Below are 23,028 nucleotides of genomic sequence, written 5' to 3'. Positions count from 1 at the left end.
TGGGGAGGGGCGGGACGGGGCGGGCGGCACCGGGTGAACGGCTCGCCGGTCGGGGACGGTCGGGAACCCGAGCGTATACACCGCCGCCGACAGCGTCCCGGGCACTCCCCCGGCCGGTATCCAACCGTCATCAGGGACCGGCCGCCGCCCGCCCCCGCCGCCGCGCCCCGGACCGCGCGCACGCCGCGACCCGGCCCCTCAGCGCCCGCACTGCGCATCGTGAACACCCGCACCACGGGACCCGAACGCCCCGCGGCCCGGTCGCCGTCACTCCGGGGTGATCGTGCCCTCCGTGAGGCCGTCGTGCAGACCCTGGACGAGTTGCGCGCCGAGCCGGCCCGCGAGTCGCAGCGCGTCCTCGAACGCGGCGAGCGCGCGGAACCGCTCGCCGTAGCGGCGCTGTTCGGCCAGCGGCAGCCGGGGCAGCTGCAGCCTGCGGGCGTCGAGCCGGGTCGCGGTGGTGGCGTGGCTGCTGGCCTGGCGGTTGTTGGCGGTGCCGCGCAGGAATCCGGCGACGAACCACGGGTCGAGCGCGGCGGGGTCGGGGCGCAGGAGCTGGAGGTTGCGGCCGAGCGCGGCCCCCGCCGAGGCCTCGTCCACCACCCGGACGACGGCGCCCCCGCCGAGCACGGGCACCACGACGTCGCCGACCGCGGTCAGCACCGGCTCCTCGGCGGGCCCTTCGGGCAGGGTGCCCGAGGGCGCGGTGCCGGCCAGCACGTCGTGTTCGGTGAGGACGGCGGGGCCCGGCCCGCCCCCGGCGCCGCCGGACCGCAGCAACAGGGCGCCCGCGCGGGCGAGTTCGCCCACGGTGGTGAGCCGGCGGTGCCCGCCGCGCCCGTCGGCGGCTGCCGGGGCGGCGGCCGGGGTCAGCTCGGCGGTGCGGCGCAGGGCGGCGTCGAGCCGTTCGCGTACGGCGTCGAGCGCGGCGGTGCCGCCCTCGGCCGCGGGCGGCGGCAGGTGGCGGGCCGGGGCGAGGTCGACGTCGTCGTCGAGGAGTTCGATGACCGGCACCGACCTGCTCACTCCGGGCCGGCCCGCGATCGTGCCGTCCCGGTCGAAGGGCGTCCACGCGTCCAGCACCGCGGCCTGGAGGGCGGGCCAGGGCAGCCGGTCGCGGCCGCCGTCGGCGGTGACGCCGTCGATGCCCGCGGTGTCCACGAGGAGCAGTTCGGGGGCGCCGTGCGCGGTGGCGTCCGGCTTGCGCAGCACCCACAGGTGCAGCGGGATGCCGTACGGGGGCGCGGCTCCGGCGGGCAGCGCGACGATCGCGCGCAGCGCGCCGCGCCGCAGCAGGGCGGCCCGCACCCGGCGCCCCGAGCGGCGGGACGCGGCGGCGGGGGGCATCAGGAGCACGGCGGTGCCACCGCTGCGCAGCCGGGCCAACGCGTGCTGCACCCAGGCGAGTTCGGACTCAATCCTGGCCGGCAGGCCGTACTCCCAGCGCGGGTCGTAGGCGAGTTCGTCGTGGCCCCAGGAGCGCTCGTTGAACGGCGGGTGGCACAGCACGGCATCGGCGGCGAGGCCGTCGAAGGCGTCCGCGCGGAGCGAGTCGGCGGTCGCCGTGCGCACGGCGGGGGCGCCGGCCAGGGCGAGGCGGAGGCCGGCGAGCGCGGCGAGGTCGGGGTCGGCGTCCTGGGCGTACGCGGCGTCGGCGCCGGGCAGCGCGCACAGCAGGGTGCCGGTGCCGCAGGCCGGGTCGAGCACGGTGGCCGCGGGTCCGGCGAGTGCGGCCATGAGCAGCGCGGGGCCCTGCGGGGTGAGCGTGTACTGGCGGGGGTTGGCGTCGAGGTGGCGGCCGAGCAGGAACTCGAACGCCTCCCGGGGCCCGACCTCCTCACCCAGCTCGACGGCCCCGCGCAGCAGCGGGACGGAGGACGCGAGCGCGACGGCACCGGGCGCGGGCACCGCCGGCCCCGGTCCGCCGGAACGGATCCCGGCCCGCTCCTCCGGCTCCGCCCCGGGCCGCCCGCCCGAGCCGCCCCGCTCCCCCGGCCCCGGACCTGACCCCACCCCGAACCGCGCGGCCAGCACCCTGTCGAGCAGCTCCGGCAACCCCGCGGCGAGGGAGGCGTCGTCTCCGGCGCTCAACTCCGCCCACGCGTAGGGCAGTTCACGGGCGGCGAGCAGGGCGCAGCCCGCGTGGACCAGGGCGGTGACCGCGCCCGCCGGGTGTCCGCAGACCTGCTGCCAGGTGCGTTCGCGCGGCGAGACCTCGGCCAGCTTGCCCTGGTCGCGCAGCCAGCGCTCGACCTCGTCCAGGGCGAAGGAGGGGCTGGTCTCGGTGCCCCCCACCGGTTTGGGGAAGTCGGCGTGCCTGCGGCGCCAGTTGCTGACGGCCGCGCGCCCGACCCCCGCGAGCCGGGCGATGGTGGCCGCGGTCACCTCCGCTGCGTGCTCCGGCACTTGACCGCTCCCCTCGTCCGCTGTCCCGGCGACCCTACCGAACGAAGGCGGAGCACTCCATTCACATCGTGAACGGCAACAGTTCTCTGGATGATGTTGACTCGGTTCACAACTCTCTGCTCTGATGTGCCCGGCCCGCCGCCCGCGGCGGCGCCGCCCCACCCCGCCCTACCGCCCCCAGGGGGAGTTCACGCCATGCGCCGCCGCACCATAGCCACCAGTACGGTCCTGCTCGTCTGCGCCGCCACGGTCCTGACGGCCTGTTCGGACCCGGGCTCCGGCTCCGCCTCCTCCACGCCGGCGGCCCAGGGGTCCTCCACCGCGGCGAGCCCGGCGGCCCCGGCCACGCCGAAGGGCCCCTTCGCGGACCGCACCGGCGGCCAGGTGTTCACAGACGCGGTCAAGGCGGACCGCCAGGCCTCCTCGCTGCGCCTGAAGGCCGACATCAAGGACGCCAAGGACGGCCCCACCAAGCTGGACCTGACCATGGACGCCAAGGGCGACTGCACCGGCACCATCGGCGCGGGCAAGGACGCGGTGGCCCTCATCAAGACCGGCCGGACCGTCTTCCTGCGTCCCGCGGGCCACCGCACGTGGACGAGGACCAGCACCACCTCCGCCGACGGCAAGGACCTGGCCTCGGTCTGCGACCTGAGCGGCTACCTCACCGACCCCGGCCAGGACACCGCGGCCGCGAAGGGCGCCACCACCACCGTCGACGGGCGTCCGGCCATGGTGCTCACCGAGAAGGACGGCGACGAGAGCTACACCCTGGACGTGGCGACCTCGGGCCGGCCCTACCTCCTCAAGATGGTCACCGTGGGCGGCGACAGCCCCGGCACCCTCGCCTTCTCGCACTTCGGCGAGCCGGTCCACGCGGTGGCTCCGCCGAAGTCCCAGGTGACGGCGGGCTGAACCACGCGCCGGGCCCCCGCGCCGAGGTCGGCTCCGCGCTCCCGGCGGCTCAGCCCGCCGGGAGCTTCTGGTCGCGGCAGCCGTCGAGGACCGTCTTCATGGCGGCCTTCTCGGCGTCGGTGACCCACACCCCGTACTTCTTCTTGACGGCCACCTGCTCCGCCACATAGGTGCAGCGGTACGCCTTGTACGGGGGCAGCCAGGTCGCCGCGTCACCGTCGCTCTTGCGGCGGTTGGCGCTCGCGTCCACGGCTATCAGGTTGAGCGGATCGTTGGCGAACGCGGCCCGCTTCTGCTTGTCCCACTGCTGGGCGCCCTTCTGCCAGGCGTCCGACAGTGCCACCACATGATCGATGTCGATCTTGCTGGCGCCCCGCTTGAACGTGATGGACTCCCCCGTGTACGGGTCGTGCACCAGCGTCCCCGACGTCACGTCGCACTTGTCCTTGAGCTTCACGTCCTTCAAGTCCCGCTTGAGGATGTCCTCGCGGGTCTCGCAGCCGTTGTGGTCGGTGTCCGTCCAGCCCCTGCCGAACTGGTCACGGGTGTAACCGGTCTTCGGCGCACGTCCCTTGACGGGGAGCGAGTCCATCGCGGCGAGCGCGGACCCCGCCGCGCCCCTGGGGCCGGGGGCGCCGCCCGTCCCCGCGGTGTCGCCCCCGCAGCCGGCGAGGACGAGCGAGGCCGCGAGGGCGGTCACGGGCAGGGCAATTCGGTCTGTACGCATCAAGGCGGGCCGTCCTGGCAGCAGTTGGCGGAACCTCGCAATCGTAGGTACTCCTACCCGGCCGGCCGCGGGTCAACGGTCCCGAAAGGGACGGCCCTGCGGCCTTGATCGCCCCGGCGCGACCGGCGCGCGCGACCGGGCGCCGGCCGGGCCGTCACGACCCCAGGATCGTGGTGAGGAACTCCCCGGTCCAGGCCAGCAGTTCCCGGCCGACGACCGGCTTGCCGCCGATCTTCCCGGCGGTCGGGCGCGGCACCAGGATCTGCCGGGTGGCCGCCTTGATGACCGTCCGCGGATACAGGCGCTTGAGGCGCAGCTCCTGCGACTCCCTCAACTCCACCGGCGCGAAGCGGATGTTGGGACCCTGGAGCACGATCTCGCCGACCCCGCAGGCACGGGCCAGCATGCGCAGACCCGCCACCAGGAGCAGGTTCTCGACCGGCTCGGGCAGCTTGCCGTACCGGTCGGTGAGCTCCTCGCGCACCGCCTTCACGTCCTCCTCGGAGTTGGCCGAGGCGATGGCCCGGTAGGCCTGGAGGCGCAGCCGCTCGCCGGGGGCGTAGTCGTGCGGGACGTGCGCGTCGACCGGCAGCTCGATCTTGACTTCGAGCGGGGCCTCCTCCTGCTCCCCGCCGTCCATCTGGGCGCGGTAGTCGGCGACGGCCTCGCCCACCATGCGGACGTACAGGTCGAAGCCGACGCCCGCGATGTGCCCGGACTGCTCGCCGCCGAGGAGGTTGCCCGCGCCGCGGATCTCCAGGTCCTTCATCGCCACGTACATGCCCGCGCCCATCTCGGTGTGCTGGGCGATGGTGGCGAGCCGCTCGTGCGCGGTCTCGGTCAGCGGCTTCTCCGGCGGATACAGGAAGTAGGCGTAGCCGCGGTCGCGGCCACGGCCGACCCGGCCGCGCAGCTGGTGCAGCTGGGACAGGCCGAAGTTGTCGCCGCGCTCCACGATGAGGGTGTTGGCGTTGGAGATGTCGATGCCGGACTCGACGATCGTCGTGGAGACGAGCACGTCGAACTTCTTCTCCCAGAAGTCGACCACCACCTGCTCCAGCTGGCTCTCGCCCATCTGCCCGTGCGCGGTCAGGATGCGCGCCTCCGGCACGATCTCGCGCAGCCGGGCCGCCGCGCGGTCGATGGACTCGACCCGGTTGTGGATGTAGAAGACCTGGCCCTCGCGCAGCAGTTCACGCCGGATGGCGGCGCCGATCTGCTTCTCCTCGTAGGGCCCGACGAAGGTGAGCACCGGGTGGCGCTCCTCCGGCGGGGTGGTGATCGTGGACATCTCACGGATGCCGGTGACCGCCATTTCGAGCGTACGGGGAATGGGCGTCGCCGACATGGTCAGCACGTCCACGTTGGCGCGGAGCTTCTTCAGCTGCTCCTTGTGCTCGACGCCGAAGCGCTGCTCCTCGTCCACGATGACCAGACCGAGGTCCTTGAACTTGGTCTCGGAGGAGAACAGGCGGTGCGTGCCGATGACGAGGTCGACCGAGCCGTCCTTGAGCCCCTCCAGGGTCGCCTTCGCCTCGGCGTCCGTCTGGAAGCGGCTCAACGCCCGTACCACGACCGGGAATTGGGCGTAGCGCTCGCTGAACGTGCCGAAGTGCTGCTGCACCAGGAGCGTGGTGGGCACCAGCACGGCGACCTGCTTGCCGTCCTGGACGGCCTTGAAGGCCGCGCGCACCGCGATCTCGGTCTTGCCGTAGCCGACGTCGCCGCAGATCAGCCGGTCCATCGGGACCGTCTTCTCCATGTCCTCCTTGACCTCGGCGATCGTGGAGAGCTGGTCGGGGGTCTCCGCGTACGGGAAGGCGTCCTCCAGCTCGCGCTGCCACGGCGTGTCCGCGCCGAAGGCGTGGCCGGGCGCGGCCATGCGCGCGCTGTAGAGGCGGATCAGGTCGGCGGCGATCTCCTTGACCGCCTTCTTCGCGCGCGCCTTGGTCTTGGTCCAGTCGGCGCCGCCGAGCCGGTGCAGCGTCGGGGCCTCGCCGCCGACGTACTTGGTGACCTGCTCCAGCTGGTCGGTGGGGATGTAGAGCCGGTCGCCCGGCTGGCCGCGCTTGGCGGGCGCGTACTCGACGAGCAGGTACTCGCGGGTCGCGTTCTGCACGGTGCGCTGCACCATCTCGATGTAGCGGCCCACACCGTGCTGCTCGTGCACGATGTAGTCGCCGACCTCGAGGGTGAGCGGGTCGATGGTCTTGCGGCGGCGGGCCGGCATCCGGCCGAGGTCCTTGGTGGCGGTGCGCTGGCCGGTGAGGTCGGTCTCGGTCAGGACGGCGAGGCCGAGCGCGGGGTCGATGAACCCGAAGTCGATGGCGCCGCACGTCACTTGGACGACCGAGGGCGTCAGCTCGTCGAGCTCCGGGTCGAGCCGGGCCGCGATGCCCTCGCCGCCCAGTACCTCGACGGTGCGCGAGGCCGGGCCGTGGCCCGCCGTCACGTACACGGTGCGCCAGCCGTCGGCGAGCCACTGCTTGGTGTCGGCGAGCGCGCGCTGGGTGTCGCCGCGGTAGGTCTCGGGGGCGTGCATGCCGAGCTTGAGGGTGCCCGCCTCGTCGGCGGCCGGTGCCACGGCGTCCAGGCCCGCCTCGTCGGCGGCGAAGGGGGAGACCGACCACCACATCATGCCGAGCTCGCGGGCCCGCTCCCGTACGTCGGCGATGCCCCACAGGGAGGCGGCGTTCACGTCGATGGGCGCCTGGCCCCCGCCCGCGCTGGCCGCCCACGACGCCTGGAGGAACTCCTGGCTGGTGGCGACCAGGTCCGCGGCCCTGGTGCGCACCCGCTCCGGGTCGCACACCACGGCCATCGCGCCCTGGGGCAGCACGTCGAGCAGCAGTTCCATCTCGTCGACGAGGACCGGCGCGAGGGACTCCATGCCCTCCACCGCGATGCCCTCGGCGATCTTCCCGAGCAGCTCGCCGAGCTCGGGGTGCTGCTCGGCGAGCGCCGCGGCACGGGTGCGCACCTCGTCGGTGAGCAGCAGCTCCCGGCAGGGCGGCGCCCACAGGCCGTGCTCGGCGACCTCCAGGGAGCGCTGGTCGGCGACCTTGAAGTACCGGATCTCCTCGACGTCGTCGCCCCAGAACTCGACGCGCAGCGGGTGCTCCTCGGTGGGCGGGAACACATCGAGGATGCCGCCGCGGACCGCGAACTCCCCCCGCTTCTCGACGAGTTCGACCCGTGCGTACGCGGCGGCGGCGAGCCCTTCGACGACCTCGCCCAGATCGGCGCTCTGCCCGCTGCGCAGCGCTACGGGGACGAGCTCCCCGAGCCCCTTGACCTGCGGTTGCAGTACGGACCTGATCGGCGCGACCACGACCGAGACGGGGCCCGCGGCCGGGTCGTCCGCGCTCGGGTGGGTCAGCCGGCGCAGGACGGCCAGGCGCCGGCCCACGGTGTCGCTGCGCGGCGAGAGGCGCTCGTGCGGCAGCGTCTCCCACGAGGGGTACTCGGCGACCTCCTCGGCGGGCAGCATCGAGCGCAGGGCCTCGGCCAGGTCCTCGGCCTCACGGCCGGTGGCGGTCACCGCGAGGACCGTGCGTTTCGTCTCGCGGGCGAGGGCGGCGACGGCGAAGGGGCGGGCGGCGGGCGGGCCGACCAGGTCGACGTGCATGCGGTGTCCGTCGGTGGCGGCCTTCACCGCTTCGGCGAGCGCGGGGTCTCGTACGACGGCGTTCAGCAGACCGTGCAGGCTCATGAAGGGCTTCCATCCCGGGGTGGGCAACGCGAACCGCCCGACACGTCGTACGGGCCGGGGGCTCCCAGCGTACGTCCCCCACCCCCCACCCGCCTCCGCATCCCCGCCCGGGGGGCGGCCATCCGCCGGGGGCTGGAGGTCTGGGGGTACTGGGGGCCCGGGGGTGCTGGGGGCCCGGGGGTGCTGGGGGCCTGGGGGTGCTGGGGGCCTGGGGGTGCCCGGGGTTCGCGCAGTTCCCCGCGCCCCTCGACCCGCTGTCGGCCTCGCACCGTGCGTGGCTGGTCGCGCAGTTCCCCGCGCCCCTGGCAGGGTCGGTGCGGGCCCGCGCGTGTGTCCCGGCCTGCCTCGCGCAGTTCCCCGCGCCCCTTAACTGCTCGGTGCTGGCCCGCACCGGCCACCTCAGCCCGTCCGGCGTTTGAGGACGAGCGCCCTTTAGGCGCGATCGGGGGTGCAGGGGGCGCAGCCCCCGCCGGGGTCCGAGGGGCGGAGCCCCTCAGGGGGTCTGGGGCGCAGCCCCAGGGGCCGAACCCTTCACCCCCCCCGCACGGGCGGGCGGGTGGGCAACCCCCCCGGGGTCCGAGGGGCGGAGCCCCTCAGCGGGTCTGGGGCGCAGCCCCAGGGCTCAGCCGATCCAACCCGCTGCACGGGCGGGCGGGTGGGCAAACCCCCCGGGGTCCGAGGGGCGGAGCCCCTCAGGGGGTCTGGGGCGCAGCCCCAGGGGCCGAGAAGAAAGTTGGGGGGTGGTGTCAACCGGGTGGGGGGTGGGGGGCGTATACCCCGGGGAGACCGTTCAGCCACAGGAGCCGCATTGACCGACGCAGAGTTCGAGGAGTTCTACGCGCACTCCGTGAAACCCCTGGTCGGCCAGGTGTACCTGATGACCGGCGACCTCCACGAGGCCCAGGACGTGGTCCAGGAGGCCTTCGTGAGGGCCTGGACCCGCCGCGCCCGGCTGGACGCGGGCGCCGGCCCCGAGGCCTGGGTGCGCACAACGGCCTGGCGGCTCGCCGTGAGCCGCTGGCGAAGGGGCCGCCGCGCCGCGGAGGCGTGGCGCCGCCACACCCGCACCGACACCGCCGAGGCCCCCGCCCCGGACCCCGGCACCGTCGCCCTGATCGACGCCCTGCGCGAGCTCTCCGAGCGCCAGCGCCGGGTCGCCGTCCTGCACTACGTGTGCGACCTCACCGTGGACCAGGTCGCCCACGAGACCGGCATCTCGGCCGGCACCGTCAAGACGCACCTGTCACGCGCCCGGGCCGCCCTCGCGCCCCGTCTCCTGGAGGAACACGGTGTCTGACTTCCACCCGGACGACGAGTCCCTGTCCCGCGCCCTGAAGCGGGCCGCCGACGCGGGCGGCAGAGCCGTGCTGCCCGAGCCCGCCGAGCGCGTGGCCGCCCGGGGGCTGCGGCGCCGCCGGCGCCATCTGGCCACGCTCGCCGCCTGCGCGGTGTGCCTGCTCGCCGGGTCCGGCGCCGCCCTCGGTCTGCGGCTCCAGCAGAGCGACCCGGTGCCGCCCGCCTCCGTACCGGCGGACGGCACGCCGTCACCGGCGGACGACTCGGGACAGCCGTCCCTGCGCCCCAGCCCGTCCTTCCCCGACGCCGAGACGGACACCGCCACCGCGACACCGTCCGGCCCCCCGCTCTCCGGCTCACCGCCGTCGGGTTCACCGCCCTCCGGCTCACCCCGCTCCCGATCACCCCTGTCCGGCTCCCCCCTGTCCGGCTCCCCGCTGTCCGGCACCCCCTCCCGCTCCCTGCCCGCCCCGCCACCGAGTTCCTCCGTCACCCCGACCACCCCCGTCCGCTGAACCAAGGAGCACCACCCGTGTCCGGAGCTCTCCTCGCCCCGCCCGACACCGCCTCCCGCCCCGGCGGGAAGCGGCCCGGGGCGGACGGCGGCCGTGCGGCGCCCCGGCGCATACGGTCGCGGCCGGCAGCCGACCCGTATCTGCTCGCCGCCGCGCTCTTCGCCGCGTACACCGCGCTCAGTGTCCTGCGCTACCGACGGATGGAGACGCTGTCCTGGGACCTGGGGATCTTCGAGCAGGTGGTCCGCGCCTACGCCCACCTCCAGGCCCCCGTCGCCGATCTGAAGGGGCCCGGCACCAACATCCTCGGGGACCACTTCAGCCCGGTCACCGCCCTGCTCGCCCCCGCCTACCGGATCTTCCCCACGCCGGTCACCCTGCTCGTCGCCCAGGCCGCCCTGTTCGCGCTCGCCGCGGTCCCGGTGACCCGCGCCTCGGCGCGGCTGCTCGGCCGCGGGCCCGGGCTCGCCATCGGCGCCGCGTTCGGGCTCTCCTGGGGGATCCAGCGCGCCGTCGACTTCGACTTCCACGAGATCTGCTTCGCCGTCCCCCTGATCGCGTTCGGCCTGGAGGCCGTGCTGCGCGGGCGGTGGCGGGCGGCCCTGCTGTACGCGCTGCCGCTCACCCTGGTGAAGGAGGACCTGGGCCTGACGACCGCCGCGCTCGCCGTCGTCGTCGCGGTCCGCGCCCGCCGCACCTCCCCCCGGGCCGGCCGCTGGGCCCTGGCGGTCGCGGCGTTCGGCGCGGTGGCCACCCTGGTCACCCTCACCGTGGTGATACCGGCGTTCAACTCCGCGGACGGCTACGACTACTGGAGCAAGATGGGCGGTGGCGACGGCCCCCTGGCCGCCTGGGACGTCAAGGTCCGCACCCTGTTGTGGACGCTCGTGCCCACCACCGGCCTCCTCGCGCTGCGCTCCCCTCTGCTGCTCGTCGCCCTGCCCACCCTCGGCTGGCGCTTCCTGTCCTTCGACGACCACTACTGGTCGACCGACTGGCACTACAGCGCCGTCCTGATGCCGGTCCTCGCGCTGGCGCTGGCCGACGCGGTGGCGACCGCGCGCACCAGCCCCCGCCCCTGGCTGCGCTCGTACGCCCGGGCCCTGCCCGCCTGCGCCGCCGCGGCGGCCCTGGCCCTGACGCCCTCGCTGCCGCTGGCCGCCCTGACCGAGCACGACACGTACCGCAAGAGCCCCCAAGTGAGCGCCGTGGAGCGGCTGTTGGCGCGGATTCCGGGCGGGGCGACGGTCGAGGCGGACATCGGGCCGATCGCCCGCCTCACCTCCCGCTGCCGCGTCTTCTGGGTGGGCACCGCCCGCCCGGTGACCCCGCGCTACATCGCCATCGACAACTCCGACGGCTGGGCGGGCGACCCCGTCCAGTACGCCACGACCCTGCACCCCGGCGCCGTCTACACGGTCACCGGGGTGGCAGGAGGGTACGTCCTGCTCGAACGCGCAGGGTCCGCCGACTAGTCCGTCGCGATGGCGTTCAGGACGTTCATCCGGCCCGCCCGGAACGCCGGGACGAGGGCGGCGAACAGGCCCACGAACGCGGAGGCCACGAACACGGTCAGGATGGTCGGCCACGGTATCTCCAGGACGCCCATGCCCTCCAGGGCGAGCAGCTTCTGCGCCGTGGTGCCCCAGCCCATGCCGAGCCCGAGGCCGAGCAGCGCGCCGAACAGGGCTATCACCACCGACTCCAGGCGGATCATCCGCCGCAGTTGCCGGCGCGAGAGGCCGATCGCCCGCATCAGGCCGATCTCCCTGGTGCGCTCCACCACCGACAGGGCCAGCGTGTTCACCACGCCGAGCACCGCCACGATGATGGCGAGGGCGAGCAGCCCGTACACGATGTTCAGGAGCTGGCCGATCTGGTCCTTCAGGTCCTGCTTGAAGTCGGCCTGGTTCTGCACCTTGTACTGCGGATACGCCGTCAGGGACTGCTTGAGCGAGGCGTAGGCCTCCTTGGCCCTGCCGTCCTCGGCCTTGGCGAACATCAGCATGTTCTTGGGCATCCTGTCGGCCGGCAGGTACTGCTCGACGGTCGTGATGTTGGTGTACATCGCGCCCTTGTCGACGTTCGTGTCGTCCGAGGTGATCGCCGCGACCTTCAGCCTGGCGGTGCCGCCGCCCTTGAAGGCGACGCCCATCGTGTCGCCGACCTTGACGCCGTGCTCCTTGGCGTAGGCGTCGCCGACCGACATCGCGCCCTTGCCGTACGCCGCGGCCAGGTCGCCGGCGACGGTCTTGCGCCGCAGGTCCTCCCGGTAGGTGGGGTCGGCCGCGGTGACCTGGTCGTCGGTGGCTCTGCCGTCGGGGGCGGTCAGTCTGGCGTCCACCGACTTGTAGTTGGTGACGTGGGCGATGCCCGGCGTCCGCTTCAGGGCGTCGGCGGCCTGCGGCACGATGGGCTGGCCGGTGCCGGAGGAGACGATGAAGTCCGCGCCGACCGACTTGTCGAGCTCGTCGGTGGCCGAGGCGACCATCGAGGAGCCGACCACCGAAAGGCAGGCCACCAGGGCGAGCCCGATCATCAGGGCCGCGCCGGTCGCCCCCGTACGCCGCGGGTTGCGCAGCGCGTTGCGCTCGGCCATCCGCCCCACCGGGCCGAACATCCGCAGCACGACCGCGCTGAGCACCCGCACCACGAGCCCCGCGAGCAGCGGTCCGATGACGACGAAGCCGATCAGGGTGAGGACGACGCCGAGCCCGAGCAGCCCCGAACCGGCGCTCGCCTTCGAGGAGTTGGCCGCGCCGAACAGCGCGGCGGTGCCCAGGGCGGTGAGGAGCAGGCCGATGGTGGCCCGGACCGCTCCGGCCCGGCCGTCGGCCGGGGTGCCGGCGTCGCGCAGTGCGGCCATCGGCGAGATCTTGCCCGCGCGGCGGGCCGGGACGTAGGCGGCGACGACGGTCACCACGACGCCCAGGAGCAGCCCGAGGACCGGAGTGGTCCACCGGACGGTCAGGTCGTCGGTGGAGAGGTCCATGCCGATGGCGCCCATCAGCTTCATCAGGCCGACCGCGATGCCGACGCCCGCGCCGACGCCGAGGACGGAGCCGACCACGCCGAGCAGCAGGGCCTCCACGAGCACCGAGCGGTTGACCTGCTTGCGGCTGGAGCCGATGGCGCGCATCAGGCCGATCTCACGGGTGCGCTGGGCGACCAGCATCGAGAACGTGTTGATGATGAGGAAGATGCCGACGAGGAAGGCGATCCCGGCGAAGCCGAGCATCGCGTACTTCATGACGTCGAGGAACGAGCCGACGCTGTCGCGGCCCGCGTCCTTGACCTCCTGCGCCGTCTGGATCTTGTAGGGGCCCGCGCCGAGGGCCGCCGCCACGTCCCGCTTCAGGCCCTCGTCGCTGACGCCGTCGGCCGCGGTGACGTTGATCTGGGTGAACCGGCCGGTGGCGCCCAGGAGTTCCTTCTGGGCGGTCGCGGTGTCGAAGTAGACGACGGCCGCGCCGGGGTTGGTCACCTTGAAGGTGGCGATGCCGGTGATCTTCGCGGTGAAGTCGCCGGTCACCGCGATGGTGCGCAGCTCGTCGCCGATCTTGAGGTGGTGCTTGTCGGCGGTGTCGGCGTCGACCATCAGCTCGGTCGGCCCGCGCGGGGCACGGCCGGAGGTGATCTCCATCGCCTTCAGGTCGTTGGCGGTCCAGTTGCCGGCGATGGTCGGGGCGCCGGTCGTGGAGCCCATGTTCTCGTTCTTGGCGTTGACCACCGTGACGCTGGTGCTGCCGATGGCACCCTCCGCACCCCGCACCCCGGGCACCTTGGCGACCTGCTCGACGAGCGAGGCGGGCAGCGCGTCGGGCGTACCGGTCTGCGAGGGGGCGCCGTCGTCCGAGGCCGACTTGGGGCTGACCGTGACATCGGACGCGGTCGCCGCGAACAGCTTGTCGAAGGTGGTGTTCATGGTGTCGGTGAAGACGAGCGTGCCGCACACGAACGCCACCGACAGCAGGACCGCGACGGCCGAGAGCGCCATCCGCCCCTTGTGCGCGAGGAAGTTGCGCAGCGAGGTCTTGAGCACGCTCACGACGTCCGCCCCCGCGCGTCGAAGTCCTTCATCCGGTCCAGGACGGCGTCGGCGGTCGGGTGGAACATCTCGTCCACGATCCGGCCGTCGGCGAGGTAGAGCACCCGGTCCGCGTAGGAGGCGGCGACCGGGTCGTGGGTGACCATCACGATGGTCTGGCCCAGCTCGTCCACGGACTGGCGCAGGAAGCCGAGGACCTCGGCGCCCGCCCGCGAGTCCAGGTTGCCGGTCGGCTCGTCACCGAAGATGATCTCCGGCCTGGCCGCCAACGCGCGGGCCACCGCGACGCGTTGCTGCTGGCCGCCGGAGAGCTGAGTGGGGCGGTGCCGGAGCCGGTCGGCCAGGCCCACCGTCTCCACCACGCGCTCCAGCCACTCCGCGTCCGGCCGGCGGCCCGCGATGTCCATCGGCAGCGTGATGTTCTCCAGCGCGTTCAGCGTCGGCAGCAGGTTGAACGCCTGGAAGATGAACCCGATCCGGTCCCGGCGCAGTTGCGTCAGCTTCTTGTCCTTGAGCCCGGTGATCTCGGTCTCGCCCAGGAAGATCTGGCCGCCGGACACCGTGTCGAGCCCGGCCAGGCAGTGCATCAGCGTGGACTTGCCGGAGCCCGAGGGGCCCATGATCGCGGTGAACTGCCCCCGGGCCATGTCGACGTCGACGTGGTCGAGCGCCAGCACCCGGGTCTCCCCCGCGCCGTACGCCTTCACGACCTGCCGCGCCCGCGCCGCGACGGCCGTACCTCCTCCAGTGCCCCCGTGCCGAGGAATGGTCACAGCCGTAGTCACGGTGATTCTCCTATGTTTTCTCCAGCCGGTCGCCAGCCACTGCCGGCGCCCCCGTCGGCGTGATTCCAAGGTAAGGAACGCAGCCCCGGCGCCACCTCATCCGACGGGACGAACAGGCCCTCCCCCGAAGGAGGGCCCGCCCCCTAGGGGACTCCGCCCCAAGGACCAGTACGTGTCAGGGCCGTCTCCACCTCTGCCGCCGCTCCGGGCCCGGATGAGAAGGTGACAGCCCCACATGCATGCACAGTGAAGGGATTTCGGTGAGCGTCTTCGACGAACCGCCCGGCACCGGAGCGGCGATACCCGGCGCGGCGCCCGCCGCCGCTTCCGCACGCGGACGTGGCCCGGTCGTCGCGGCCCTCATGATGGGCATGGCCCTGGCCGCCCTCGACGGCACGATCGTCTCCACGGCCGTTCCCCAGATCGTCGGCGACCTCGGCGGATTCGCCGTCTTCTCCTGGCTGTTCTCCGGCTATCTGCTCGCCGTCACCGTCACCCTGCCCGTCTACGGCAAGCTCTCCGACACCTTCGGCCGCAAGCCCGTCCTGCTCGTCGGCGTGGTCGTCTTCCTCGCCGGCTCGGTGCTGTGCGCCGCCGCCTGGAACATGGCCGCGCTCATCGCCTTCCGCGTCGTACAGGGCCTGGGCGGCGGCGCCCTCCAGGGGACCATCCAGACGATCGCCGCCGACCTGTACCCGCTGAAGGAACGTCCCAGGATCCAGGCCAGGCTGTCCACGGTGTGGGCGACCTCCGCCGTCGCGGGACCCGCCATCGGCGGCCTCCTCGCCGGATACGCCGACTGGCGCTGGATCTTCCTCATCAACGTGCCGGTCGGCGCGGTCACCCTCTACCTCGTCGCCCGGCACTTCACCGAGCCCGCCCGCGCGGCCCGCGCCGCCCGGCCGCGCATCGACTGGCCCGGCGCCCTGTGCGTCTTCGCCACCGGCGCCCTGCTGCTCACCGCCCTGGTCCAGGGCGGCGTCGCCTGGCCCTGGCTCTCGGCTCCCTCACTCGCCCTGCTCGCGGGCAGCGCCGCGCTCGCCGCGCTCACCGTGCAGGTGGAACGCCGGGCCGCCGAACCCGTCATACCCGGCTGGGTGTGGCGCCGGCGCACCATCGCCGCCGTCAACCTGGCCCTCGGCGGACTCGGCCTGCTCATGGTCGCCCCCACCGTGTTCCTGCCCACCTACGCCCAGTCCGTCCTCGGCCTGAACCCGACGGCCGCCGGTTTCGTCCTGTCGGTGATGACGCTGAGCTGGCCGCTGTCGGCCGCGCTCTCCAGCCGCGTCTACACCCGCGTCGGTTTCCGCAACTGCGCCATCACCGGCATCGCGCTGGCCGCCCTGATCCTCTTCGCCTTCCCCCTGCTGCCGTTCCCCGGCAGCGCCTGGCAGCCCGCCCTGCTCATGCTGCTGCTCGGCGCCGCGCTCGGCCTGTTCCAGCTTCCGCTGATCGTCGGAGTCCAGTCGACGGTGGGCTGGGCGGAGCGCGGCACCACCACCGCGTCCGTACTGTTCTGCCGCCAGGTCGGCCAGTCCGTCGGCGCCGCCCTGTTCGGCGCGATCGCCAACACCACCCTCGCCGCCCGCCTGGCCCACGCCCCGATGCCCGGCCTGCCCGGCGACCTCGACTCCGTCTCGCACGCCCTGCGCCATCCGGCGGAGCTGACCGCGGGCGCCGCCGACTACCTGCGCCGTGCCGTCGCCGACGCCGTCGACCACGTCTACCTCGGCGCCGCCATCGCCGCCATCCTGTCCCTGCTGGTCCTGGTGTTCCTGGCCCCGCGCCGCTTCCCGGTCCTCACCGAACCGGAGGCGGTTGCCCTCAACACCAGCCCCCCGCAAGGGAGTTGAGGTCAGCCCTCGTCCTCGGGGGTGCGGCCCGTCAGGGTGGCCAGGCTGTTGCGCACATGCGTCATGTGCGCCTGCACCTCCTCGCGGGCGGCGGCGTGCTCGCGCAGCACCCGCTCCGTGTCCGCCGCGATCCGCTCCTCGTGCGCCCGCGCCCCGGCCACCAGCTCGGCGGCCCGCTCCTGGGCCTCCTCGTGGACCCGGCGCGCGTCCTGCTCGGCCCCCGCGAAAGCGCGCCGCGCCTCGTCGAGGCCCGCCTGCGCGGTGGCCGTCAGCTCGGCGATGCGGGCGGTCGACTCCGCCTCGCGGGCGGCCCGTTCGCGCTCGTCCGCGGCGAGCGCCTCGGCCCGCTCCTGGTCCTGCCCGGCCAGATACGCCGTACAGCGCCTGCGCATCCCGTCCAGCTCGCCGGCCGCCTCCTCGCGGCGGTCCCTGGCCTCGGCGCGGGCCGCGTCGCGCAGCGCGTCCGCCTCGGCGCGGGCCGCGGTCAGCGTCTGCTGCACCCGCGCCTCGGCCGCCGCGAGGACCGCCTCGCTGTGCGCCCGCGCCGCGTCCCTGAGCGCCCGGCCCGCCTCCTCGGCGGCGTGGACCCGCCCGGCCGCGGCCTCCTCGGCGCCGGCCCGCACCGCCTCGGCCTCCTCGACCGTCAGCGCGAACAGCGAGGAGGCCCGGCCGCCCAGCACCTCGTACGTCTGCGGCGAAAGGGCGGCGACCTGCTCGCCCAGTACCGCCGCCTGGGCCGCCATCTGCTTGGCGAGGACGGTGAGCCGCGCGGCCCGCTCCCACGCCGCGTCCCGCTCCTGCGAGATCCGGGCCAGCGTGCGGTCGACCTGGTCGGGACGGTAGCCGCGGCCCCGGACGATCCCGAACGGCTGCGCCGACGGTGGCATCGCTGCTGCGCTCATCCCGTGTCCCTCTCTCCCGCACCCTGGCACTCGGCGCTCATCCTGGCCGATCGAAGCGAAATGGTCATAACGCGACACTCCGCCCACACGGCACGGTCAAGGATGCGTCAATGAGCGCCAGAACCCGGAATCACCCGGCTGCCCCATGCGAGAGGCGCCCACCGCGAACCACGCGGTGAGCGCCTCCGGCACGACGGACGGCCGCCTCAGAGCAGCCCGTCCCACATCTGCTCCAGCAGCACCGACCACCAGCTCTCCGGCGACGCGAGCGCCGCCGGGTCGAGGGCGGCCAGCTGCGCCTGGAAGTCGACCGTCCAGCGGCCCGCCTGCTCCGGGTTGAGCCCGAACCGCAGCCGCCACATCCGGCCCAGCAGCGCGAGCGAGCGCACGAACTCGGGCAGCCCCGAGTTCACGAACTGCGGCGGCACCGACTGCGGCCCGCCCGTGGGGGACCCCGCCTCCACCGGCACCGCCACGATGTTCGCGGTCCCGTACTGGACGCAGATGGCCCGCCCGAAGTCGGACCCCATCACCAGGTACGACCCCGCGTCGGCGGCCGGCTGCACCCCGCGCTGCTGCGCGAGCTCCGCCAGCGTCGGCACCGGCTGCCCGGGCACCGCCTGCGCCCAGAAGAACGGCCCGAAGTCCAGCGGCAGACCCGCCCACATCAGGGTGACCGCCACGGCCTCCGGCACGCCCTGGCGCGACACCGCGCGCTGGTCGAAGCGGAACACGCCCTGCGGGCCGAACGCGCCCGCCAGCTCGTGCGCCACGCCCTCCGGCGGCACCGGCGGCACCGGCTGCACCGCGGGCAGCGGCGCCCGCACCGGCTGCGGCCGGGCCGGACCGTCCGCGACCTGCGCCAACTCGCCCTGGTGGGTGAGCAGATGCTGGACGCCCTGGCGGCGCGAGCCGTGGTCCTTGCCGTACGGGGCGACATGCGTGATCCGCACCTGCGGCCACTGCTCGCGAATCATCCGCGCACAGTAACCGCCGGGCAGCTCGCACGACTCCAGCTCGGTGTGCAGCTCAAGGACCTGCTCCGCGGGCACGTTCATCGCCCGCAGCTCATGGAAGATCTGCCACTCCGGGTGCGCGGTGCCGGGCGCCGAACGACGGATGAGCTGCTGCTCGGACCCGTCCGGCGCGCGATAGCGCAGCACCGCCTGGTAACCCGGGCCGACCGTGGGCAGCCCGGCCGGGGGCTGCTGCGGATAGCCGTACGCGGGCGCGCCCTGCGGTACGGGTCCGCCCGGCGGCATCCCGGGCGGACCGGGCGGCATCGGCGCGGCGGGCCCACCGGGACCCATCTGCGCCGGGCCGGCCAGCATCGTCGCCGCCTGGTGCACCCCGCCACCGGGCACGCCGGGGGCGGCGGGCGGCTGCGGGGCGCCGGGCGGACCCGGGGGCAGCGGGGCACCCGGGGCGCCGGGGGGTTGCGGGGCGCCGGGCGCACCGGGGGGGCCCGGGGGCAGCGGCGTACCCGGGCCGCCCATGCTGCCGCCCGGACCCATACGGCTCGGATCCGCCAGCATCGTCGCCGCGTGGTGCACCCCGCCGGGGGGCGTGCCAGGGCTTCCCGGCGGGCCGGGGGGTTGCGGGGCGCCGGGCGCACCGGGCGGGCCGGGGGGCAGGGGCGTACCGGGGCCGCCCATGCTGCCGCCGCCCGGACCCATACGGCTCGGATCGGCCAGCATCGTCGCCGCGTGGTGCACCCCGCCGGGGGGCGTGCCAGGGCTTCCCGGCGGGCCGGGGGCGGCGGGCGGCTGCGGGCCCTCGGGGCCGAGCTGCGAGACGAGCTGCGTCGGCAGGTAGCCGCCCGCCGGAGCACCCGGGGGCGGAGTCGCGCCCGGCGCAGGCGGCGCGGCAGGCCCGGCCGGCCGGGCCCCCGGCGTGCCGGGCGCACCGGGCGGCGGCGGGGTCGTCGCGCCGGAACCGCGCGCGGCACGGGCTCCCGGCGGCGGCCCCACTGCCTTGCTGGTGGCGGCGTCCGCGATGTCCCCCGCACCGGAGGACGCGGCCGGGTACGGCTGGGCCGCCGGTTGCGGTTGAGCGGAGGGGGCCGGCTGGGCGGGCGCGTGGGGCTGCGCGAACGGGCCCGGCTGCGCGGGCGTGTGGGGCTGGGCGGACGGTGGCATCGGCGGCGGGGTCGCGCCCCGCGGCGGCGCCCCCTGCGGGTCGAGCGCGGGCGCGAGCGCCGTCGGCGGAAGCTGGCTGCCTCCCGCCATCAGCGCCGTCTTGGCCTCGGGCAGCGCGCGCGGCGCCGGCGCGTCCTCCTCGTCCGAGCCGGACAGCGCCGGCGCGAAGACGGTCGCGGGCAGCGGCACCGAGCCGTCGTCGGACCCCGCGTTGGTGTCCGTACCGGCCCACGGCGTGGCCCCCGCCGGAACCCCGGACACGGGGCCCTGCCTGGCCATGGCGGGCTCGGGCCAGGCGGGGGGTGCGGAGCCGGCAGCGGGGGTCGCGGGTGCGGCGGGGCCGGATGCAGGGCCCGGCGCGGGAGCGGCGGGAGCACCGGCGGCATCGGCGGCATCGGCGTGGGGATTGGGATTGGCATCGGCAGCGACGCCATCGGCGGCACCGGCCGGAGCCGGGCGTTCGCCGCGCCGGTCCGGGATGCCCAGCTTGTCCGCCGCCTCCTGGAGCCACTCGGGCGGGCTCAGCAGGAACGACGTCTGGTTCAGATCGATCCGCGCCGCGGGTTCCGGCGCGGGGGCCGCGTCCTCGGGCACCCCGTACTCCTCCTCGTACCGGCGGATCACCTCACCCACCGGCAGCCCCGGCCACAGCGACGCCTCGCCGCTGTCCCGGGCGATCACCAGGCGCTGGGCGCCACCGCCGCCCGAAGGACCGTCCTCACGGTCCTCCGCCCACACCACGAAGCCGAGCTCGAACTCCCGCACCCGCACCTCGCGGTGCTGGTACGCGGGCACGTCCCCGTTGATCCACTCTTCCGCGCGCTCCTGCGCCTGAGCGAAAGTCACCATCGGCCGGTCACTCCCCTACCGAGGTCGTCTCGACGGCGTGCGCGAAGCCGCCGTCCACCATCAGATTCGCCACGGTCTCCAGCTCCGGCGGATTGCCCGCGAGCCGCGCGAGGAACGCGTCGAAGTCGTCGCCGCAGGGCAGCAGCAGACGCTCCACCCGCTCGTGCACGCTCAGCCCGTCCTGGTCCCGCGCGTCGTCGTACGCGCAGAACCACACCGAACCGACCGCCGGGCCCTTCACCTTCAGCGCCAGGATCCCGCCCTGGACGAACGCGACGCCCAGGTAGTCCTTGGTGAGGTGGTCCCGCAGACACTTGTTGACGTAGACGAGATCGTTGACCGCGGCCTCGTCGCGCACCGTGAAGAACGGCTGGTCCACCAGCAGACCCAGCTCCGCGTCGAGAGCGGCGCCCACCGGCGCGCAGCCACCCGCCGCCTTCAGGAAGGAGCGGTAGGCACCCGGAAGCCGGTAGCCCAAGTCCTCCTCCACACCGAGGAGTTGGGACTCCGTAACCGACACCGAGCCCTTCGGCAGACCGAAGTGGACGGGCCGCGTCTCCTGCAACGGGCGCGTGCCGCGCTTGTCGTGCTCGACCTGCGCGGTCGCCAGCCCGCCGTAGTGGCGCAGCAGCGCCTTCACCTCGACCGGCACCAGTTCGAGGCGCCGGCCGCCGGGCACGTGGTGCCACGTCCAGCCGTGCGGCGTCGCCACCGGCGCGACGGTGTCCCACAGCTCGTGGCCCGCGGCCGAGAGCGCGGCGTTCGCCGACACGTAGTCGGTCAGCCGGAGCTCGTCGACCCCGAAGCCCTCGGGCGGTTCCGCTATCTCCGCCGCGGCGCGGGCGTACGCCGAGAAGTCCGGGAAGCCGTTCTCGTCCACCCGCACCCCTCGGGGGTGCCGGGAGGCCCGGACCGGGTCCGGGAAATGCACGACCTGCCCGGCATAGGCCGCGTTCGGTGGCGCGGCGTGCTGCCCGAGCCGACCTGTCGTCATGGCGGTTGCCCCCTGCTGCGTGCTCCTGCGTCCGGTGCGTCCGGCTGGTGAGGACCAGACTATGCGGTGGGGCAATACCGGGAACCGGCCCCGCATTTCGGTCACCAACCGTCACGCCCATATCACCCTGCGCCCGCGACGCGCGGCTTATCACGCCCCAGCTTCCGTATCAGCACCCGCATTTGGCAGTCTGTCTCCGCAACTCGGGGGCGCTGACACGTGCGGCTGAGGCCGCCGCCAGTGGGAGGAACACAGCACCATGCACACCGCACCAGGCGAAACATCCGCAACAAGCGCGATAAAGGAGACACCGGGCGACCCGCGCCTGCCGTGGAGCGCGACCGCCACCACCGCGGCGCCCTTACTCAGACACCGCCGCGACGGCATCCTCCCCGCCATCGCCGCCGCCCTGTCCGTCCGCGGCGAGACCCTCACCTGCACCGCGGGCAAGGGCGAACAGCCACCGGTCCTGCACACGCTCGTACAGGACTACCTCGACACCCTCACCAGTGGTCAGCGCGAACGCTTCACCGGCCGCTGCCCCGAGGCGATCCTGCTCTCCCGACACCTGACCGCCGTCGAGACCGGACGCTCCAAACGCGCCCAGCGCAAGCCCCTCACCCACGGTGAGGCCCGCCGCGCACTGAAACACGCCAAGCTCACCGCGCGCCGCATACGCGAGGACGGGGATCCGCTGCACGGCAGTTACGCCCCGCCGTGCCGCTCGTGCGCGGCCCTGCTGGACCACTTCGGCGTCCGCAGCGTCGAACCCTGACCCGGCCCCCGACTTGGGGGGCCTGCGCCGACCCGGCCTGTGCCGATCCCGGCCGGCGCTGACCCCGGCTGGCGCTGACCCCAGCGTGTGCCGACCCCAGCGTGTGCCGACCCCAGCCGGCGCCGACTCCGGCCGGCGCTGACTCCGGCCGGGGCACCGCCGAACGTCGCCCTTCCCGAAGCGGCGCCGACCCCTCACCTCACCACCCGCACGGAAAGGCCGCGGCCGATGCCGGACGTCTCCACCACCCGCTTCCCCGTCCCCGTCGACGCCGCCCTGCGCACCGCGGGCTGGCAGCCCGGACGCTGGGACATCCGCCAGGCCGAGGCCTGGGCCGACGTGCTGCGCGCCCACACCTCGCCCGCAGGCCACCGCCACACCGTCTTCCCGGCGGCCGTAGAGGCGTGGGCGGAGTTCGGCGGCCTCCGCCTGACCGCGTCCGGCCCCGGCCGCCGCAACGCGCCCGCGACCCTGCGCTTCGACCCCCTGGCCGGGCTGCACCTGGCCCGCACCCTGGCCGACCTGGGGCGGGCCCTGGGGACGGACATGGCTCCGCTCGGGGAGGAAGGGGATCAGCAGGCGGTGCTGGCCATTGATGCGGAGGGGCGGGTGTACGCGCTGGACCACACCGGGGACTGGTACCTGGGCCCCGACATCGACCAGGCCCTGGCGACCCTGGTAACCGGCACCCAGCCCACCCGCCTGACCCCGTCCTGACCCGGGGTTTGCGCAGTTCCCCGCGCCCCTTGACCCCGGTTCATCTGCGGGCCGTGCGTGGCTGGTCGCGCAGTTCCCCGCGCCCCTTGGCGGGACCGGTGCGGGCCAGCATGCGCGTACCGGCCTGCCTCGCGCAGTTCCCCGCGCCCCCAACCCCTCGGTCGGGTGCGAACCGTGGTCGCTTCTCGCGCAGTTCCCCGCGCCCCTAACAGCACCGGTGCTGGCCCGCATCGGGCATTTCAGCCCGTCCGGCGTTTGAGGACGAGCGCCCTTAAGGCGCGAAGGGGGGTGCAGGGGGCGGAGCCCCCGCCGGGGTCCGAGGGGCGGAGCCCCTCAGCGGGTCTGGGGCGCAGCCCCAGGGCTCAGCCGGTTCAACCCGCTGCACGGGCGGGCGGG

Annotated in this window: 15 protein-coding genes; 7 read left to right on the top strand and 8 right to left on the bottom strand. The window is 74.4% G+C overall.

All coding sequences use genetic code 11. The annotated features are described in order from the left end of the window. Positions 1–267: 267 nt before the first annotated feature. Positions 268–2,406 carry an N-6 DNA methylase gene (locus tag ACGF3I_RS33945; RefSeq protein WP_393138957.1) on the bottom strand — a complete coding sequence of 713 codons (2,139 nt, stop codon included), beginning with the start codon at positions 2,404–2,406 and terminating at the stop codon, positions 268–270. 195 nt (positions 2,407–2,601) lie between these two features. Between ACGF3I_RS33945 and ACGF3I_RS33940 the strand changes: the two genes are divergently transcribed. Then, positions 2,602–3,321 carry a hypothetical protein gene (locus ACGF3I_RS33940; protein ID WP_393138955.1) on the top strand — a complete coding sequence of 240 codons (720 nt, stop codon included), beginning with the start codon at positions 2,602–2,604 and terminating at the stop codon, positions 3,319–3,321. 49 nt (positions 3,322–3,370) lie between these two features. Here ACGF3I_RS33940 and ACGF3I_RS33935 read toward each other — a convergent pair whose 3' ends face one another. Beyond that, positions 3,371–4,048: an HNH endonuclease family protein gene (locus tag ACGF3I_RS33935; RefSeq protein WP_393138953.1), complete on the bottom strand. Its 678-nt coding sequence runs from the start codon at positions 4,046–4,048 to the stop codon at positions 3,371–3,373. 154 nt (positions 4,049–4,202) lie between these two features. Then, positions 4,203–7,760, bottom strand: coding sequence for a transcription-repair coupling factor (gene mfd / locus ACGF3I_RS33930; protein WP_393138951.1), 3,558 nt, complete (start codon positions 7,758–7,760; stop codon positions 4,203–4,205). A gap of 808 nt (positions 7,761–8,568) precedes the next feature. Here mfd and ACGF3I_RS33925 point away from each other — a divergent pair. Genes ACGF3I_RS33925 through ACGF3I_RS33915 form a run of 3 tightly spaced genes read left to right on the top strand, consistent with a single transcriptional unit; the run spans position 8,569 to position 11,046 of the window. Continuing rightward, positions 8,569–9,057 (top strand): SigE family RNA polymerase sigma factor, encoded by a 489-nt coding sequence (locus ACGF3I_RS33925; protein ID WP_393138949.1) that lies wholly within the window; start codon positions 8,569–8,571, stop codon positions 9,055–9,057. Beyond that, the gene (locus ACGF3I_RS33920; RefSeq protein ID WP_393138947.1) at positions 9,050–9,571 is read left to right on the top strand and encodes a hypothetical protein; all 522 of its coding nucleotides are present in this window, start codon (positions 9,050–9,052) and stop codon (positions 9,569–9,571) included. The genes ACGF3I_RS33925 and ACGF3I_RS33920 overlap by 8 nt, the downstream gene beginning before the upstream one ends. A gap of 17 nt (positions 9,572–9,588) precedes the next feature. Then, positions 9,589–11,046, top strand: a complete 1,458-nt coding sequence (locus ACGF3I_RS33915) for a DUF2079 domain-containing protein (RefSeq protein ID WP_393138945.1) — start codon at positions 9,589–9,591, stop codon at positions 11,044–11,046. Here ACGF3I_RS33915 and ACGF3I_RS33910 read toward each other — a convergent pair. Together ACGF3I_RS33910 and ACGF3I_RS33905 are read right to left on the bottom strand one after the other, a co-directional pair. Continuing rightward, the gene (locus ACGF3I_RS33910; RefSeq protein ID WP_393138943.1) at positions 11,043–13,619 is read right to left on the bottom strand and encodes an ABC transporter permease; all 2,577 of its coding nucleotides are present in this window, start codon (positions 13,617–13,619) and stop codon (positions 11,043–11,045) included. The two genes, ACGF3I_RS33915 and ACGF3I_RS33910, sit on opposite strands and share 4 nt — an antisense overlap. Then, positions 13,616–14,404, bottom strand: a complete 789-nt coding sequence (locus ACGF3I_RS33905) for an ABC transporter ATP-binding protein (RefSeq protein WP_393138941.1) — start codon at positions 14,402–14,404, stop codon at positions 13,616–13,618. Before ACGF3I_RS33905 ends, ACGF3I_RS33910 begins: the two co-directional genes overlap by 4 nt. Positions 14,405–14,643: 239 nt before the next feature. Between ACGF3I_RS33905 and ACGF3I_RS33900 the strand changes: the two genes are divergently transcribed. Continuing rightward, positions 14,644–16,257 (top strand): MFS transporter, encoded by a 1,614-nt coding sequence (locus ACGF3I_RS33900; protein WP_393138939.1) that lies wholly within the window; start codon positions 14,644–14,646, stop codon positions 16,255–16,257. A 2-nt stretch (positions 16,258–16,259) separates the two neighbouring features. Here ACGF3I_RS33900 and ACGF3I_RS33895 read toward each other — a convergent pair whose 3' ends face one another. The 3 genes from ACGF3I_RS33895 to ACGF3I_RS33885 form a co-directional block, all read right to left on the bottom strand. After that, the gene (locus ACGF3I_RS33895) at positions 16,260–17,159 is read right to left on the bottom strand and encodes a cellulose-binding protein (protein WP_393138937.1); all 900 of its coding nucleotides are present in this window, start codon (positions 17,157–17,159) and stop codon (positions 16,260–16,262) included. A 206-nt stretch (positions 17,160–17,365) separates the two neighbouring features. Beyond that, on the bottom strand, positions 17,366–20,146 hold the full coding sequence (locus ACGF3I_RS33890; RefSeq protein WP_393138935.1) for an SUKH-4 family immunity protein: 2,781 nt from the start codon (positions 20,144–20,146) through the stop codon (positions 17,366–17,368). A 7-nt stretch (positions 20,147–20,153) separates the two neighbouring features. After that, a complete protein-coding gene (locus tag ACGF3I_RS33885; protein ID WP_393138933.1) occupies positions 20,154–21,140 on the bottom strand; it encodes an SMI1/KNR4 family protein in 987 nt (328 codons plus the stop codon). Positions 21,141–21,399: 259 nt separating this feature from the next. On the opposite strand from ACGF3I_RS33885, the gene ACGF3I_RS33880 reads away from it, so the two are divergent. Both ACGF3I_RS33880 and ACGF3I_RS33875 read left to right on the top strand, forming a co-directional pair. Then, positions 21,400–21,915 carry a YwqJ-related putative deaminase gene (locus ACGF3I_RS33880; protein ID WP_393138931.1) on the top strand — a complete coding sequence of 172 codons (516 nt, stop codon included), beginning with the start codon at positions 21,400–21,402 and terminating at the stop codon, positions 21,913–21,915. A gap of 228 nt (positions 21,916–22,143) precedes the next feature. Continuing rightward, complete coding sequence (locus ACGF3I_RS33875; RefSeq protein ID WP_393138929.1) at positions 22,144–22,632, top strand: SUKH-3 domain-containing protein; 489 nt, start codon at positions 22,144–22,146, stop codon at positions 22,630–22,632. Positions 22,633–23,028: the final 396 nt, after the last annotated feature.

Origin of the sequence: Streptomyces sp. NPDC048111, from assembly GCF_043202815.1 — a bacterium.
Lineage (GTDB): Bacteria > Actinomycetota > Actinomycetes > Streptomycetales > Streptomycetaceae > Streptomyces.
Note: the sequence above shows the minus strand (reverse complement) of the source record. Positions and strands in the feature narration are given on the sequence as shown.

Coding starts and splice junctions, on each gene's coding strand:
- ACGF3I_RS33880 (WP_393138931.1), top strand. CDS start 21,400: ATGCACACCGCACCAGGCGAAACATCCGCAACAAGCGCGATAAAGGAG.
- ACGF3I_RS33895 (WP_393138937.1), bottom strand. CDS start 17,159: ATGAGCGCAGCAGCGATGCCACCGTCGGCGCAGCCGTTCGGGATCGTC.
- ACGF3I_RS33875 (WP_393138929.1), top strand. CDS start 22,144: ATGCCGGACGTCTCCACCACCCGCTTCCCCGTCCCCGTCGACGCCGCC.
- ACGF3I_RS33935 (WP_393138953.1), bottom strand. CDS start 4,048: ATGCGTACAGACCGAATTGCCCTGCCCGTGACCGCCCTCGCGGCCTCG.
- ACGF3I_RS33890 (WP_393138935.1), bottom strand. CDS start 20,146: ATGGTGACTTTCGCTCAGGCGCAGGAGCGCGCGGAAGAGTGGATCAAC.
- ACGF3I_RS33885 (WP_393138933.1), bottom strand. CDS start 21,140: ATGACGACAGGTCGGCTCGGGCAGCACGCCGCGCCACCGAACGCGGCC.
- ACGF3I_RS33940 (WP_393138955.1), top strand. CDS start 2,602: ATGCGCCGCCGCACCATAGCCACCAGTACGGTCCTGCTCGTCTGCGCC.
- mfd (WP_393138951.1), bottom strand. CDS start 7,760: ATGAGCCTGCACGGTCTGCTGAACGCCGTCGTACGAGACCCCGCGCTC.
- ACGF3I_RS33900 (WP_393138939.1), top strand. CDS start 14,644: ATGCACAGTGAAGGGATTTCGGTGAGCGTCTTCGACGAACCGCCCGGC.